Here is a 13,723-nt window from a genome sequence, read left to right as displayed (position 1 = left end):
ATACTTAGGCGTCTTTGACAACGCGCGCCAGTACGCTGACGAAAACCTCGGTTGCGCCTGCCGCAAGGCTGGCCTCGGTGGCCGCCGCCAGAGTCGCCCCCGAGGTCATCACGTCATCGACGATCAGCACGCTGCGACCCCGGATCAACCCTTCGCGCAGGGGCGATACGGACAGCCGCCCGGCCAGCGTGGCAAAACGTTCATCCCGCGACTTGCCATCCAGCGAAGGCGTCTTTTGCGGCCGTTGCAACAGATCGGGGCACCAGTCCAGATCCAGTTCCGCCGCAAGGGCTTCGGCCAGCAGGGCAGACTGGTTGTAACGGCGCGCCAAATGTCGATGCAGGTGCAGGGGCACCGGAACGACCAGGGTATCCTCCCGCACGATAGACCGCGTCTGGCGCGCCATCCAGCGTGCGGCAGGGCGTGCAATGTCGTGCCTGTCGCCGTGTTTGAGCGCCAGAACCATGCGCCGTCCGCGATCCTTGTATTCCAGCGCGGCGCGACCCTTGCTCCAGGGGCGCGCGGTGGTCAGGCAGTCGTCGCAGTGTTCTTCGCGGTCGGAACTGCCCGGCAGGCGCGTGCCGCACAGATCGCAGGTCAGCCCCGCGATAAAGGGCGTGTCGCGCCAACATACGCCGCAAAGGCCGAAATCGCTTTCGACCATGCCGCCGCAGGACAGGCACCTTGGCGGATAGACAAGCTGCACTAGCGTTTGCATCCGCTGCGCCCAACTCATATCTGGTACTCCATGACACAAACGCCCCTTTTGACCGATCGCCAGACCCTGAACCGGCGGCGCACCCGTGCGGCCCGCGATCCCGCGCTGTTCCTGCATGAAACCGCCCGCGACGAGGTTCAGGATCGACTGGCGATGGTTAACAGATCGTTTACCGCACCCGCTGTGGTGACGCCTTTTCCGCAGGTCTGGGAAAGCCTGTTGCCGGATGTCCGCACCCTTTCGGACGACGACACGCTGGATCTGACCGAAGGTGCGCATGATCTGGTGGTGCATGCGCTGGCCTTGCATTGGGCCAACGATCCTGTCGGCCAGATCATCCAATGCCGCCGCGCACTGCGGCCCGACGGGTTGTTCCTGTGTCTGACCTTTGGTGGCGACACCCTGAAGGAACTGCGCGCCGCGCTGGGGCAGGCCGAAATCGAGATCACCGGTGGCCTGTCGCCGCGGATCCTGCCGATGGGCGAAATCCGCGACCTGGGCGGGCTTCTGCAACGGGCCGGTCTGGCACTGCCCGTGGCTGACGCCATACCGTTGACCGTCAGCTATCAAAGCGCCCTGCACCTGATGCGCGACCTGCGCGCCATGGGCGAAACCAATGCCCTGCACGCCCGCCTGCGCCAGCCGACAAGGCGCGCGATCCTGCTGCGCGCCAGCGAAATCTATGCGCAGACCTTCGCGCTGGAGGACGGCCGCGTTCCTGCCAGTTTCGAGATCGTCACCCTGACCGGGTGGGCCCCCGACGCCAGCCAGCAAAAACCGCTGCGCCCAGGATCGGCCGCCCATAGTCTTGCGCAGGCGCTAGGAACGCAGGAAAAGCCCCTGAAAGATTGACGTATCGTGATAAGGCGATACTTACCCCGAAACGCTTTCGACCACAGGAAACCACATCAGATGCTCGATGCTGCCAATACCGCTGTCAGACCGGAACACGCCCCCGCCGATCACCCCAGGATCAAACCGGCCAAGGTGGGCATCCTTCTGGCCAACCTCGGCACGCCGGACGATTACACCTATTGGCCGATGCGCCGCTATCTGAACGAATTCCTGTCGGACAAGCGGGTGATCGACATCGCGTCGTGGAAATGGCAACCGCTTCTGCAACTGATCATCCTGACGAAACGCCCCTTCACTTCGGGTGCGAACTACAAATCCATCTGGAACCACGACAAGGGCGAAAGCCCCCTGATGACCATCACCAAGGACCAGACCGCCAAGATGAAGGCTGCCATGGCAGAACGCTACGGCGATCAGGTCATGGTGGATTTCTGCATGCGCTATGGCAATCCGTCGACAAAATCAAAGGTCCGTGCCATGGTCGAAGCAGGCTGTCAAAAGATCCTGTTTGTGCCTTTGTATCCCCAGCAGGCCGGCGCCACCTCGGCCACCGCCAATGACGAGTTCTTTCGCGCGCTGATGGAGGAGAAATGGCAACCGGCAGTGCGCACCATCCCGCCCTATTTCGACCATCCGCTGTATATCGACGCCTTGGCCCAGTCTGTCGAAACCGCCTATGCCGCGCTGGAAAACAAGCCCGACATTCTGGTCTGCTCTTACCACGGCATGCCCAAACGCTACCTTCTGGAAGGCGATCCCTATCATTGCCAATGCCAGAAAAACACGCGCCTGCTGAAAGAACGGCTGGGCTGGGACAACACCCAGATCACGACAACCTTCCAGTCGGTGTTCGGGTCCGAAGAATGGCTGAAGCCCTATACGGTCGATCACGTGGCCGATCTGGCCAAGCAGGGAAAGAAAAAGATCGCCGTGATCGCCCCGGCCTTTTCGGCCGATTGCATCGAAACGCTGGAAGAGATCAACGAAGAGATCAAGGAAAGTTTTGAGCACGCCGGAGGCGAGGAATTTACCTATATCCCCTGCCTCAACGACGACGATGCCCACATCAAGGCACTGTCTGCGGTCGTCGAAAGCAATCTGAAAGGGTGGCTTGACTGACGCGGAAACTTTTGAAGTTTCCGCCCCGATTTCCTTTCAGGAAATCGCATGCACATCACTGCACGCTACCGCGCCCCATCACCCGGGCGCGGCAGTCCTCGCACAAAAGCGGCAAACCAGTTCGCGTCGCGGCAGTCATCAACGGCAACAGCGCTTGCGGAGAAACGAGAAAGCTTGCCTCGGCCATTGCCACTTCCCGGCGCTGTTCGGTTGCGGCCATGACAAAGCGGGCAATGGCCAGTTCATCCTCTGAATAGCCGGTTGCGGATATCGGCAGGATCATCGGCGCGTGCCAAGCATGACGACGCAGCAGGCCGAGCATATCTTCGAAACCCCGAAGGCACCCTTTGGCGCGCGGCGCGCCCAGGCTTTGGCAAAGTTCCCGCCAAATGCCTTCTTGCGCATCCGGGCCCGCGGCCCAGTGGCGCAGCATGTCGATCAACCGTCGCTCGGGTCCGCGCAGCCCGTCATCAGAAATGTCGAAGTCCATGTGCCGCATGACACGCCTCTTATTGCTCACACAAAATACCTGACTAAATTAATCGTATTTGTCAACGGGCCGCCGCGAACAAAAAAGCAGGGCCAAAGCCCTGCCTTTTCTTGCTTAGACAATCGACAGGACGCGCGTTACATCCCTGCTTCTGCCTCGATCTGCTTGCGTGACTTTCGGGCCCGTTCCGTCGCCGATTTCAACTGGCCGCAGGCGGCCATGATGTCTTCGCCGCGCGGGGTGCGGATCGGGCTGGCATAGCCGGCCTTATAGACGATATCCGCGAACTTCTCGATCCGCTCCCAGTCCGACCGCTCATATGGCGCGCCGGGCCATTCGTTGAAGGGGATCAGGTTGATCTTGGCCGGAATGCCCTGGATCAGTTTGACCAACCGCCGCGCATCGGCATCCGTGTCGTTCACATCCTTCAGCATGACATACTCAAAGGTGATGCGTTCGCTGTTCGAAAGGCGGGGATATTCGCGCAGCGTGTCCAGCAACTCCTTGATGTTCCAGCGCTTGTTGATCGGCACCAGCTTGTCGCGCACCTCGTCGGTGGTGGCGTGGAAGGACACCGCCAGCAAACAGCCGATTTCCTCGGCGCATTTCGCGATCTCGGGCACAACGCCCGAGGTGGACAGAGTGATCCGCCGACGCGACAAGGAAATTCCTTCGCCATCCATGGCGATCTTCATCGCGTCGCGCACGTTGTCAAAGTTGTACAGCGGCTCGCCCATGCCCATCAGAACGACGTTCGACAACAGACGCGGCCCGGCATCGCCCGTCCCGGTGCCCGGTTCCGGCCATTCGCCCAGATCGTCGCGGGCCATCATGATCTGGCCGACAATCTCTCCGGCGGTCAGGTTCCGCACCAGTTTCTGCGTGCCGGTATGACAGAACGAACAGGTCAGGGTGCAGCCCACCTGCGAGGAAATGCACAGCGTCCCGCGATCCGTCTCGGGGATATAGACCACCTCGACCTCGTGACCGCCGGCGATCTTGACCAGGTACTTGCGTGTGCCATCGGCGCTGACCTGCTTGGACACCACTTCGGGGATTTCGATCACGAAATGATCGTCCAGCTTGGCGCGATAGTCCTTGGCCAGGTTGGTCATCTGGGCAAAGTCGCGCACGCCCCAGTGATACACCCACTGCCAGATCTGGTTCACCCGCATCTTGGCCTGCTTTTCCGGCGTGCCCGCCTGCAACAAGGCATCGCGCATCCCGTCGCGGGTCAGCCCCACCAGGTTGACCTTGCCGCCCTCGGGCAGCTTGCGGGGGATGGTCAGAACATCCTGAGTGATCGGTGCATCCGCAGCCATTGCCAGCATCCTTCGAAAAACAAGCCTGTCCCATACAGGATTCGGCGAAAAACACAAAGGGCCGATCGAAAACCGGCCCTTGCTTTGACGTGTCATGTAAACCTCTGCCGCACCGTCACAAGGTTCGGGCCGTGGCCCTTACTTGGCGCAGCGCTTTTCAGCGTCTTCCACCGCGGCGGTAAAGCCCAGCAGGGAAAAGGTATCCTTGGTCGTGGTGCCGCGCGCAGACACCGCCGTCAGCACCGCATCGGCGCCGCGCTTCATCGCGGTGATAAGCTTGGCATCATCCTGCGGCGTCGCGGGCCAGGCCCATTCGCCTTCGGAATACAGCTCGAACTCGGTGCCGCTGACGTTCATGTTGACCGTCGATCCCGGAGCAAAGGGATAACCGCCGGTAAAGGCGACCTGCCCGTTCACGCCCGCCTCGGGGCGGAAAAACACCATCAGCAGGATATCGCCCCGCGTCACGGCGACAACGCGCCCGTCCTTGGTGTTCACGCTTTCCTTGTAGGTCGTCACGGCCCAGCATTCGCGCGGGGTTTGCCCTTCGAACACCGACCAATCGGTCATTGCGTCAACGCGGTTCGTGCTTTCCTGCTGCGCCATGGCGGCACCCGCCGTCAGAACCATCGCAGTCGTGGCAATCACGCGCACAAAGCTTGAAATCATCTGTGCAGCCTCCAGCTGTCCTTGCCTCAATCGTAGCCAGGTGCGCCTATGGGCCTGTAACCGCCCGCTGACAAGACACAACCTTTCCTCTCGACGGCGGGACAATAGCCTGAAATAGCTGAAAAACGAAAGCCCTCTTGGCAGATTATCGCTCAGACGTGAGGAGACCCATGACCAACGCTCAATTGCTTGCCGAAACCTTCCGTGGCCCGTTTCTGGAAAACACCCATCTGGGGCATGCCGTGATCAGTGACAGCAAGGGTATCGTCCAGGCCTGGGGCAATCCCCAAGCCGTTGTTTTGCCGCGCAGCTCGTCCAAGATGATCCAGGCCTTGCCGCTCGTCACCTCGGGGGCTGCCGACAAACATGGGCTGACCGAACGCCAGCTGGCGCTGGCCTGCGCCTCTCATCAGGGGGCGCCGCTGCATGTGTCTGCCGTGTCGGACTGGCTAAAGGATCTGGGCCTGGGCGAATCCGACCTGCAGTGCGGGCCCCAGCCTACGCGCGACAACGACCTGAAATTGCAGATGATTCGCGACGGCGAGCCGCCCTGCCAACTGCACAACAACTGTTCGGGCAAGCATGCCGGTTTCCTGACGCTGGGCCAGCATCTGGGCGCGGGCCCCGACTATGTCGACCCCGATCACCCGGTGCAAAAGGCCGCGCTGGACGCCTTTGAAACCGTCACCGACCTGAAAAGCCCCGGCTTTGGAATCGATGGGTGCTCTGCCCCGAACTACGCCACCACGGTCGAGGCGATGGCGCGCGCCATGGCCTGGTTCGCCACCGCCCAGACCCGCAACGATACGCTTAGCCAGGCTGGCGCACGCCTTGCCGCCGCGATGTATGCCTATCCCGAAATGGTCGCCGGTGAAGGCCGGGCCTGCACGCTGTTGATGCGCGCGGCGAACCAGCCTGTGGCGCTGAAAACCGGGGCCGATGGCTATTTCATCGCCATTCTGCCCCAACAGGGCCTGGGGGTTGCGCTGAAAATCGCCGATGGCACGACCCGCGCGGCCGAAAGCGCGCTGGCAGCGATCCTGGTCAGGCTGGGCGTCCTGTCGGAAGATCACCCCGACACACAGCGATTCCTGTCCCCCGAAATCCGCAACTGGCGCGGCATCCTGACGGGTCAGGTGCGTCCGGCCAGCGCGCTTCTGGCCTGATCAAAACTGTGACTGACAAAAGAAAAAGGCGCTGCCGTCGCAGCGCCTTTTCCTTTTCGGTCCGTGACTGACTGAATTAGTCAGCAGCGGCTGCCGCGATGATGGCGACCAGCAGCAGCGGGATCAGGATCGCTGCGGAGGACGACGAAGCTGCGGTTTCTTCCACAACAACGACGGGCTCCATAACGACGTCGTCCTTAGCATAGGAACCGGCCATTGCGGTCGAAGCGGCGCCAACAAATGCAGCGGCGAGTGCGATTTTTTTCATGTTCTTCTCCAGATATTCGCCTGCCGTATCCATAGCGGAACATACGACAGGCACCCAAGACTTACCTCGTATCTTTGTCTAACCAGCATTTCCGGGCGAATGCAATTGCATCTTGTGAAACCGGAAATCGAGCCCGACAAAGTGTCGTCAAATTAGCAACACTTGGGTGCCAACTTCTGCCATCCCGAAAAGTTCCGCGATGTGTTCGTTGTACAGGCCGATGCAGCCGTTCGACGACCGGCGACCGATCTTGCGCGTGTCATGCGTGCCGTGGATGCGGTAATACTGCCAGCTGAGGTAAAGCGCGTGGCTTCCCAGCGGGTTATCCGGACCGGGGCCGACGTATTCGGGCCACTCGGGGTTGCGGATGCGCATCGACGGGGTCGGTCGCCATTCGGGGCCTTCGACCTTGCGCACCACTTCGGTCCGACCGCGGCGTGTCAGGTCTTCGGTCAGCGGAACCGACGACGGGTACAGGTGGTAACGCCCGCCCTCTTCCCAGTAGTGCAGCGCGCGACTGCTGATATCGACCAGAATCGCCCCCTTGTTGAGGTTCGTGAAGTAAGGTTGCCAATCCAGCGTGCGAAAGCTGCTGATGTTGCGCCGCACCACCGAGGTGACGTCGCGCTCGATCTCGGTCGTGCCTTCGTTCACGTCCTGCGCCAATGCCGGAGTCCCGATGGCGGCCGCGCTGGCCACCAAAAAGCCGCGGCGGCTCAGGCCTTTGCCTTTTGAATTTACCATGTCCAAGCCTCCTCTTTCACGCGTGTAACTAAGCCGCCTATAATATGACCCGAAAGCCTCAGTCGCAATTCAAAGCCGCGTGTTTTGGCGGGCTCACGCCGATGTGGGTTTGATTGGCAACGCTGTGCAGGATAAGGCATGTATTAACAGAATGTTTTCAAGAGCTGCCTCATGAACCGTCGTACTTTTCTTTTGCTTTCGTCTGCCGCGGCCCTGGCTGCCTGCGCAGAGACCCCGACCCAGCCCACCCTGGCGCCGGACGGCAAGCCTTTGCCAAAGGTCTATCGAATCACCGCCGGGGATACGGCCCGCATTCAGTTCCGCATTCTGGATTCGGTCAACGCCCTGCGCGAAGCGGCCGGCGCCCCCGCGTTGCAGCTGGACTCCAAACTGAACGCCGCCGCCGCCACCCATGCGCGCGACATGTCTGTTCAGAACCGGCCCTGGCACTTTGGGTCGGACGGGTCGTCCCCGATCGACCGCGTGCAGCGCGTCGGCTACAGCGGCCGGGTTGTCGGCGAAAACATCTCGGAAACCTATGAAACCGAGCTTGAGACTCTGGCCGCCTGGATGGAAGAACCGTCGACCCGCAAGGTCATCCTGGACCCGACCGCGCGCGACCTGGGCTTTTCCTGGCACCAGGAAAGCAGCGGCAAGATCTGGTGGACGATGCTTTTGGGTGCACCCGGTCTGGCCTCCATCCCGGGTTTCACCGCCAGCTAAGCCCGATCAGGGATTGATGCGGATCGGGGTCCCGTCCTTTACCATGGCATAGATGTCCTGCATTTCACGGTTCGTCACGGCGATGCAGCCCGCCGTCCAGTCGCGCCCGCCCTTGCGGTACTTCCAGGGACGCCCGTGAATGAAGATATCTCCGCCGGCGTTCTTGCCCAGCGCCTTGGCTTCGGCCAGGTCGGCCTCGTTGGGGTAGGAGATCCCGATGCTCAGATGGAACTGGCTGTTCGGGTTGCGCCGGTCGATGGTGTAGTCGCCTTCGGGCGTGCGCCCGTCACCGCGGACCTTCTTGTCGCCACCCGGGGCGAATCCCAGGCCCACCTTGTACTGCTCCAACACCTCGCCGTGGTGCAGCAAGTACATCTTGCGTTCCCCCTTGTTCACCAGAACCTGGGTGACCTCCGGGCCATTGTACGTCTTGAACTTGCTGGAACAGGCGCTGACAGTCAGCGCCAAGCCCAGAACCAGAAAAACCTTCAGAAACTGCATCGATCCTGCCTTTTACAGACTTTTGGCGACCATACCAAAATCCTGTCCGCCCCGGAAGATCACCTTTGCGTCATTTGATCAGCGTCAGCCCGGCCACCACCTCGACATGGGTGGACCAGCGGAACTGGTCGACGACCTGCACGAAATCCAGACGATAGCCCGCGCGGGTCAGCACGGCGCAATCGCGCGCAAAGGTCACCGGGTTGCAGGACACATGCGCAACCTTCGGCACGCGGGCGCGGGCAATCTCGACCATCTGCGCCTCGGCCCCGGCGCGCGGCGGGTCGATGACAACGCCGTCAAGGCGGTCCAACTCGTCCAGCATCAAAGGATTGCGGAACAGGTCGCGCACCTGATGTGTCACCAGCTTCAGCCCTTCGGCATTGCGCCAACCGTGGTCCAGCGCCTGCATCATGGCCTGATCGCCTTCGACGGCATGCACGCGGGCATCCTGTGCCAAAGGCAGGGAAAAGGTGCCGCATCCGGCGAACAGATCGGCGATCTTGGCGTTTTTGCCCAAGGGGCCCAGCGCCTCGCGGACACCGGCCAGCAGGGCGGCCTCGCCATCCTCGGTCGCCTGCATGAAGGCGCCGGGCGGCGGCGTGACATCGGCCTTGCCAAAGCGCTGGATCGGCGCGCGGCGGGTCAGCACCTCGTCGTCCCAGGCGATGCGCGCCAGATCATGGTCCCGCGCCAGATCGGCCAGGTCGCGCCGGAAATCCGCGTCCATCTCCTTGCCGCCAGTCACGGACACATCCAGCCCCGTCCGGCTTTGCGTCACCAGCACGGAAATCTCGCCTTTGCGGCTGGCCCCCAGAACGGCCAGCGCCTCGACCATGGGCAAAGACGCCGCCAGCGCGGGCGTCACCAGCCGGCAATTCGGCACCGGCACGATCACGTCCGATCCCTTTTGGTGAAAACCAGCCAAGGCACCCTTTTTCGTGCGCCGCGCCGAAAAGGACGCGCGCCGCCGCGATTGCGCGGCCGAGGTGATGCAGGGTCTGATTTCCGTACTCAGATCATGCGCCTCAAGCGCCCGGGCCACGACCTGCGTTTTCCAATCCGCGACAAAACCGTCGCTGGCGTGCTGCAATTGGCAGCCGCCGCAACCCTTGGCATGGGCGCAGGGCGGTTTCACCCGATCCGGCACAGGCGTGACAATCTTGGGCGCGGCCATGACGCCACCTTTGACGTCACCCGTCACTTCTTCGCCCGGCAAGGCGCCGGGAACAAAGATCGGCCCAGCGGCGATCCCGTCACCCTTGTGGCCCAGTCGTTCAATCTTGATCGTGGTCATGCGCCCGCTCTTGCCCGGAAATCGCGCTTTCGTCCAGTGGCGCGATCACTCGGCCGCTTCCTGCCCTTCGTCCGACCCAAGGAAACCGCCCGACTGCCGCTCCCAATAGCGCGCGTACAGCCCGCCCTTTTCCAGCAGGGAGTCATGGGTGCCCTCTTCGGCGATGCGGCCCGCATCCAGCACGATGATCCGGTCCATGCTGGAAATCGTCGACAGCCGGTGCGCGATGGCCAGCACAGTCTTGCCCTGCATCACCCGCTCCAGCGCGGTCTGAATGCTGGCTTCAACTTCAGAATCCAGCGCGCTGGTGGCCTCGTCCAGCACAAGGATCGGGGCATCTTTCAGAATGGCGCGGGCCAGGGCGATGCGCTGACGTTGCCCGCCAGACAGCTTGACGCCCCGTTCGCCAAGATGCGCAGCATAGCCTTCGCGCCCCGCGTGATCGCGCAGCTTGAGGATAAAGTCATGCGCCTCGGCCTTGCGCGCGGCCTCGAACACCTCATCCTCGGTCGCGTCGGGGCGACCGTACAGGATGTTGTCCATGGCCGACCGGTTGAACATCGCGGTTTCCTGCGTGACCATCCCGATCTTGTGCCGCAGGCTGTCCTGCGTGACCTGCGCGATATCCTGCCCGTCGATCAGAACACGGCCCTTTTCGGTGTCATAGAGCCGCATCAGGATCGCCACCAGCGTCGATTTCCCCGCCCCCGAGGCCCCGACAACCCCCAGCTTTTCGCCGGGTTCGACATGCAGGCTGATGTGTTCGACCCCACCAGATTTGCGGCCATAGGCAAAGCCGACATCCTGGAATTCGATCCGCCCTTCCGGCACGCTCAGCGCGGCGGCGCCCGGCGCATCCACCAGATCATGCGGCGGGGTCAGGGTGCGCATCCCATCCTCGACCTCGCCGACATTGGCATAAAGCCCCATCAGGGTGAAGGACACCCAGCCCGTCATCTGCGCCAGCCGCAACGACACCGCGCCAGTCGCAGCGATGTCGCCCGCCGTCACCAGACCCAGGCTCCAATACCACAGCGCGCCACCCACCAGCAGCACCGGCAAAAGCCCCGCCAAGGCCATCAACCAGAACCGGAATGCCACCGACACGCGGCCAAATTCTATGAAACGGTTGCGATAGGTTTCCATCGCGTCCAGCGCGGCGCTGTCTTCGTAATCGGCATGGGCAAACAGCTTGACCGTCTTGATGTTGGTCACCGTATCCACCAGCTGCCCGGTCACCATGGCCCGCGCCGCTGCCCGCGCCTTGGACCGTTTGCGCACCTTGGGCATGTAATAGCGGATCAGGAAACCATAGCCGACCATCCAGATCACCAGCCCCAGCGCAATCCGCCAGTTCACCGTGCCCAGCATCAACACCGCCCCGATGACCGAAGCGATGGCAAACAGCACCGTATGCAGGATCTCTGTCACCACATCATTCAGCGCGCGGGCGGTCTGCATTTCCTTTTGCGAAATCCGCCCAGCAAAGTCGTTGTCGAAAAAGCTGACTGACTGCCCGATGGTATGACGGTGAATCCGGCTCAGGATCAGGCTGAGGATATTGGGCTGCGTGACTTGCGTTTGCAGATAGGCGTTCACCCCGAAAATCACCGGCCGCAGCACCAGAAAGAACACCAGGGAAAACAGCAAAAGCCCGAAACTGGCGTCGAAAACAGTCTCTGCTTCTGCCGAAAGCGCCGCATCGACCACCCAGCCAAGGATCACCGCCGCCGCGACCTCGACCACGCCGCCCAGCACCGAAAACACCCCCGCCAGGATCAGGGGCGGCCATGTTCCGCGCAGCGCCCACAGGCAAAACCGCCACAGGGTATGCGGCGGCGGGCCGTCAGCCTCGGCAAAGGGATTGATCCAGGTCATCGGTGTCATTGGCCCGCCTCGGTTTCACGGTCAGTGTCTGTATCAGGGTCCAGAAACCCGCCGCTTTGACGGGCCCAGAACTGGGCATATAGCCCGCCCCGCGCCAAAAGCGCGTCATGGCTGCCGTCTTCAACGATCCGCCCCTGATCCATGACCAGAATGCGGTCCATTTGCGCAATGGTCGAGAGGCGATGCGCAATCGCGATCACCGTCTTGCCCTGCATCATGCCATACAGCGTATCCTGAATCGCGGCTTCGACCTCGGAATCCAGCGCGCTGGTTGCTTCGTCCAGCAGCAAGATCGGCGCGTTCTTCAACATTGCCCGCGCCAGCGTGATCCTTTGCCGCTGCCCACCCGACAGCTTGACCCCGCGTTCGCCCACATGCGCGTCATAGCCGCGCCGCCCTTCGGGGTCCTCAAGCTCCATGATGAACTCATGCGCCTGCGCCTGCATCGCCGCCTGCATAAGGGCGTCGTCACTGGCGCCGGGCCGGCCCAGCAAAAGGTTGTCGCGTACCGACCGATGCAACAACGCGCTGTCCTGCTGCACCATGCCGATCTGGTGGCGCAGGCTGTCCTGGGTCACCTTTGCGATATCCTGTCCGTCGATCAGGATGCGCCCCTGTTCGGCGTCGTAGAACCGCAACAGCAGCTTGACCAGGGTCGATTTCCCGGCGCCCGACCGCCCGACAAGCCCGACCTTTTCGCCGGCGGCAATGTTCAGGGTGATCCCGTCCAACCCGCCACTGTCACGCCCATAATGGTGAGACAGAGACTGTATTTCGATCTTCCCCGCCTTCAGCGCCAGCGGCGCAGCCCCCGGCGCGTCGACCAGGGCAATCGGCTGGGCGATGGTCTCCATCCCCTCTTGAACGATCCCAAGTTCGCGGAACAGGCTGGTGGTCGCCCACATGATCCAGCCGGTCATGCCGTTTAGCCGCAGCACCAACGCCGCCGCCGCCGCAACCACTCCGGCCGAAGCACTGCCCTGCGCCCAAAGCGCAATGGCCCAGCCCACCACACCAACGATCAGCAGGCCGTTCAGCGTGACCAGACTGACATCCATGATGGTATAGAGCCGCATTTCGCGCTGAAATGTCTTACGGGCGTGTTCGATCGCCTCGCGGGCGTGGCTCATTTCCTGGTCGTGATGCGCGAACATCTTGATGGCGTGAATGTTGGTATAGGCATCCACCACGCGCCCCGTGATCTGCGAGCGCGCGTCGCTTGATGCCTTTGACGCCGGACTGACGCGCCGCACCGTCCAGCGGATCAACAGCCCGTAAAGCACGATCCAGATCCCCAGCGGAATGATCAGCTGCGGATCGGCATCGCCCAGCATGATCAGGGCGCCAAGCACATAAGCCAGCGAAAAGGTGATCGCGTCAAAGACCTGAAAGGTCACTTCGCCCACCGCGGGCGGAGTCTGCATGATCCGGTTGGCGATGCGTCCGGCAAAATCGTTCTCGAACCAGCCCACCGACTGCCGCAGCACATGGGCATGCGCGCGAAACCGGATCAGGGTTCCGATATTGGGCATCATCGTCTGGTTCATCAGCGCCACGTCCAAGGCCTGCAAGACAGGCCGCAGAAGCAGGATAAAGACCGCCAGTGCGATCAACGCCGTGCCGTGATCTTGCCAGACCTGACCGGGATCACCGGTCAGAATGTCGACGACCCAGCCCATTGCCCAGATCAACCCGATCTCGATCGCGGCGGACACGATGGAAAACACGGTCGCAAGAACAAAGACAGTCCGAAACCCCTGCGTATATTGCAGGATGAACGGCACGACGCGGCGCGGTGGCGTGTCCTCGTGCGCGTAATCGGCATAGGGATTCACGAGGTTTTCAAAGAAACGGAACATATCGGCGGCCTTGACGGACTAAAGAACGTGATGAAATGCGGGGCCATGCGTGGCCCGCGCGGGTGCAGGGCAACTCAGGCTAGGCTGGTTGGGCTCCTGTCACAA

The 13,723-nt window shown here is 62.0% G+C and carries 14 protein-coding genes; 4 read left to right on the top strand and 10 right to left on the bottom strand.

All coding sequences use genetic code 11. The annotated features are described in order from the left end of the window. Window positions 1-4: 4 nt before the first annotated feature. Window positions 5-736: a ComF family protein gene (locus tag QF118_RS03455; protein ID WP_282301256.1), complete on the bottom strand. Its 732-nt coding sequence runs from the start codon at window positions 734-736 to the stop codon at window positions 5-7. A gap of 12 nt (window positions 737-748) precedes the next feature. Here QF118_RS03455 and QF118_RS03450 point away from each other — a divergent pair, with 12 nt between their 5' ends. Together QF118_RS03450 and hemH are read left to right on the top strand one after the other, a co-directional pair. After that, window positions 749-1,570, top strand: coding sequence for a methyltransferase domain-containing protein (locus QF118_RS03450; RefSeq protein WP_282301255.1), 822 nt, complete (start codon window positions 749-751; stop codon window positions 1,568-1,570). A gap of 60 nt (window positions 1,571-1,630) precedes the next feature. Next, entirely contained in the window at window positions 1,631-2,692 is a 1,062-nt protein-coding gene (gene hemH / locus QF118_RS03445; protein WP_282301254.1) for a ferrochelatase, read from the top strand. A 55-nt stretch (window positions 2,693-2,747) separates the two neighbouring features. Here the strand turns inward: hemH and QF118_RS03440 are convergent, their stop codons facing one another. From QF118_RS03440 to QF118_RS03430, 3 genes are all read right to left on the bottom strand, one after another. Then, window positions 2,748-3,182 carry a hypothetical protein gene (locus QF118_RS03440; RefSeq protein ID WP_282301253.1) on the bottom strand — a complete coding sequence of 145 codons (435 nt, stop codon included), beginning with the start codon at window positions 3,180-3,182 and terminating at the stop codon, window positions 2,748-2,750. A gap of 137 nt (window positions 3,183-3,319) precedes the next feature. Beyond that, complete coding sequence (gene rlmN / locus QF118_RS03435) at window positions 3,320-4,504, bottom strand: dual-specificity RNA methyltransferase RlmN (RefSeq protein ID WP_282301252.1); 1,185 nt, start codon at window positions 4,502-4,504, stop codon at window positions 3,320-3,322. 138 nt (window positions 4,505-4,642) lie between these two features. Next, window positions 4,643-5,173 (bottom strand): invasion associated locus B family protein, encoded by a 531-nt coding sequence (locus tag QF118_RS03430; RefSeq protein WP_282301251.1) that lies wholly within the window; start codon window positions 5,171-5,173, stop codon window positions 4,643-4,645. Window positions 5,174-5,343: 170 nt separating this feature from the next. On the opposite strand from QF118_RS03430, the gene QF118_RS03425 reads away from it, so the two are divergent. Continuing rightward, window positions 5,344-6,339, top strand: coding sequence for an asparaginase (locus QF118_RS03425; protein WP_282301250.1), 996 nt, complete (start codon window positions 5,344-5,346; stop codon window positions 6,337-6,339). A gap of 76 nt (window positions 6,340-6,415) precedes the next feature. On the opposite strand, the gene QF118_RS03420 is transcribed toward QF118_RS03425, so the two are convergent. Together QF118_RS03420 and QF118_RS03415 are read right to left on the bottom strand one after the other, a co-directional pair. Further along, window positions 6,416-6,607, bottom strand: coding sequence for a ferrochelatase (locus QF118_RS03420; RefSeq protein ID WP_282302393.1), 192 nt, complete (start codon window positions 6,605-6,607; stop codon window positions 6,416-6,418). 147 nt (window positions 6,608-6,754) lie between these two features. Then, entirely contained in the window at window positions 6,755-7,351 is a 597-nt protein-coding gene (locus QF118_RS03415; RefSeq protein WP_282301249.1) for a L,D-transpeptidase, read from the bottom strand. A gap of 171 nt (window positions 7,352-7,522) precedes the next feature. On the opposite strand from QF118_RS03415, the gene QF118_RS03410 reads away from it, so the two are divergent. Further along, window positions 7,523-8,074 carry a divisome-associated lipoprotein DalA gene (locus QF118_RS03410; protein ID WP_282301248.1) on the top strand — a complete coding sequence of 184 codons (552 nt, stop codon included), beginning with the start codon at window positions 7,523-7,525 and terminating at the stop codon, window positions 8,072-8,074. Window positions 8,075-8,080: 6 nt separating this feature from the next. Here QF118_RS03410 and QF118_RS03405 read toward each other — a convergent pair whose 3' ends face one another. The 4 genes from QF118_RS03405 to QF118_RS03390 all read right to left on the bottom strand — a co-directional run bounded on the left by QF118_RS03405 (window position 8,081) and on the right by QF118_RS03390 (window position 13,618). After that, on the bottom strand, window positions 8,081-8,575 hold the full coding sequence (locus tag QF118_RS03405; protein ID WP_282301247.1) for a L,D-transpeptidase family protein: 495 nt from the start codon (window positions 8,573-8,575) through the stop codon (window positions 8,081-8,083). A gap of 70 nt (window positions 8,576-8,645) precedes the next feature. Then, complete coding sequence (locus QF118_RS03400) at window positions 8,646-9,872, bottom strand: class I SAM-dependent RNA methyltransferase (RefSeq protein ID WP_282301246.1); 1,227 nt, start codon at window positions 9,870-9,872, stop codon at window positions 8,646-8,648. A 45-nt stretch (window positions 9,873-9,917) separates the two neighbouring features. Then, window positions 9,918-11,759 (bottom strand): ABC transporter ATP-binding protein, encoded by a 1,842-nt coding sequence (locus tag QF118_RS03395; RefSeq protein WP_282301245.1) that lies wholly within the window; start codon window positions 11,757-11,759, stop codon window positions 9,918-9,920. Then, a complete protein-coding gene (locus QF118_RS03390; RefSeq protein WP_282301244.1) occupies window positions 11,756-13,618 on the bottom strand; it encodes an ABC transporter ATP-binding protein in 1,863 nt (620 codons plus the stop codon). The genes QF118_RS03395 and QF118_RS03390 overlap by 4 nt, the downstream gene beginning before the upstream one ends. Window positions 13,619-13,723 lie beyond the last annotated feature (105 nt).

The sequence above is a fragment of the Tropicibacter oceani genome, from assembly GCF_029958925.1.
Lineage (GTDB): Bacteria > Pseudomonadota > Alphaproteobacteria > Rhodobacterales > Rhodobacteraceae > Pacificoceanicola > Pacificoceanicola oceani.
This window is presented reverse-complemented; position numbering and strand designations above follow the sequence as displayed.

Coding starts and splice junctions, on each gene's coding strand:
- QF118_RS03425 (WP_282301250.1), top strand. CDS start 5,344: ATGACCAACGCTCAATTGCTTGCCGAAACCTTCCGTGGCCCGTTTCTG.
- QF118_RS03400 (WP_282301246.1), bottom strand. CDS start 9,872: ATGACCACGATCAAGATTGAACGACTGGGCCACAAGGGTGACGGGATC.
- QF118_RS03440 (WP_282301253.1), bottom strand. CDS start 3,182: ATGGACTTCGACATTTCTGATGACGGGCTGCGCGGACCCGAGCGACGG.
- hemH (WP_282301254.1), top strand. CDS start 1,631: ATGCTCGATGCTGCCAATACCGCTGTCAGACCGGAACACGCCCCCGCC.
- QF118_RS03410 (WP_282301248.1), top strand. CDS start 7,523: ATGAACCGTCGTACTTTTCTTTTGCTTTCGTCTGCCGCGGCCCTGGCT.
- QF118_RS03395 (WP_282301245.1), bottom strand. CDS start 11,759: ATGACACCGATGACCTGGATCAATCCCTTTGCCGAGGCTGACGGCCCG.
- rlmN (WP_282301252.1), bottom strand. CDS start 4,504: ATGGCTGCGGATGCACCGATCACTCAGGATGTTCTGACCATCCCCCGC.
- QF118_RS03450 (WP_282301255.1), top strand. CDS start 749: ATGACACAAACGCCCCTTTTGACCGATCGCCAGACCCTGAACCGGCGG.
- QF118_RS03390 (WP_282301244.1), bottom strand. CDS start 13,618: ATGTTCCGTTTCTTTGAAAACCTCGTGAATCCCTATGCCGATTACGCG.
- QF118_RS03430 (WP_282301251.1), bottom strand. CDS start 5,173: ATGATTTCAAGCTTTGTGCGCGTGATTGCCACGACTGCGATGGTTCTG.
- QF118_RS03455 (WP_282301256.1), bottom strand. CDS start 736: ATGAGTTGGGCGCAGCGGATGCAAACGCTAGTGCAGCTTGTCTATCCG.
- QF118_RS03420 (WP_282302393.1), bottom strand. CDS start 6,607: ATGAAAAAAATCGCACTCGCCGCTGCATTTGTTGGCGCCGCTTCGACC.
- QF118_RS03415 (WP_282301249.1), bottom strand. CDS start 7,351: ATGGTAAATTCAAAAGGCAAAGGCCTGAGCCGCCGCGGCTTTTTGGTG.
- QF118_RS03405 (WP_282301247.1), bottom strand. CDS start 8,575: ATGCAGTTTCTGAAGGTTTTTCTGGTTCTGGGCTTGGCGCTGACTGTC.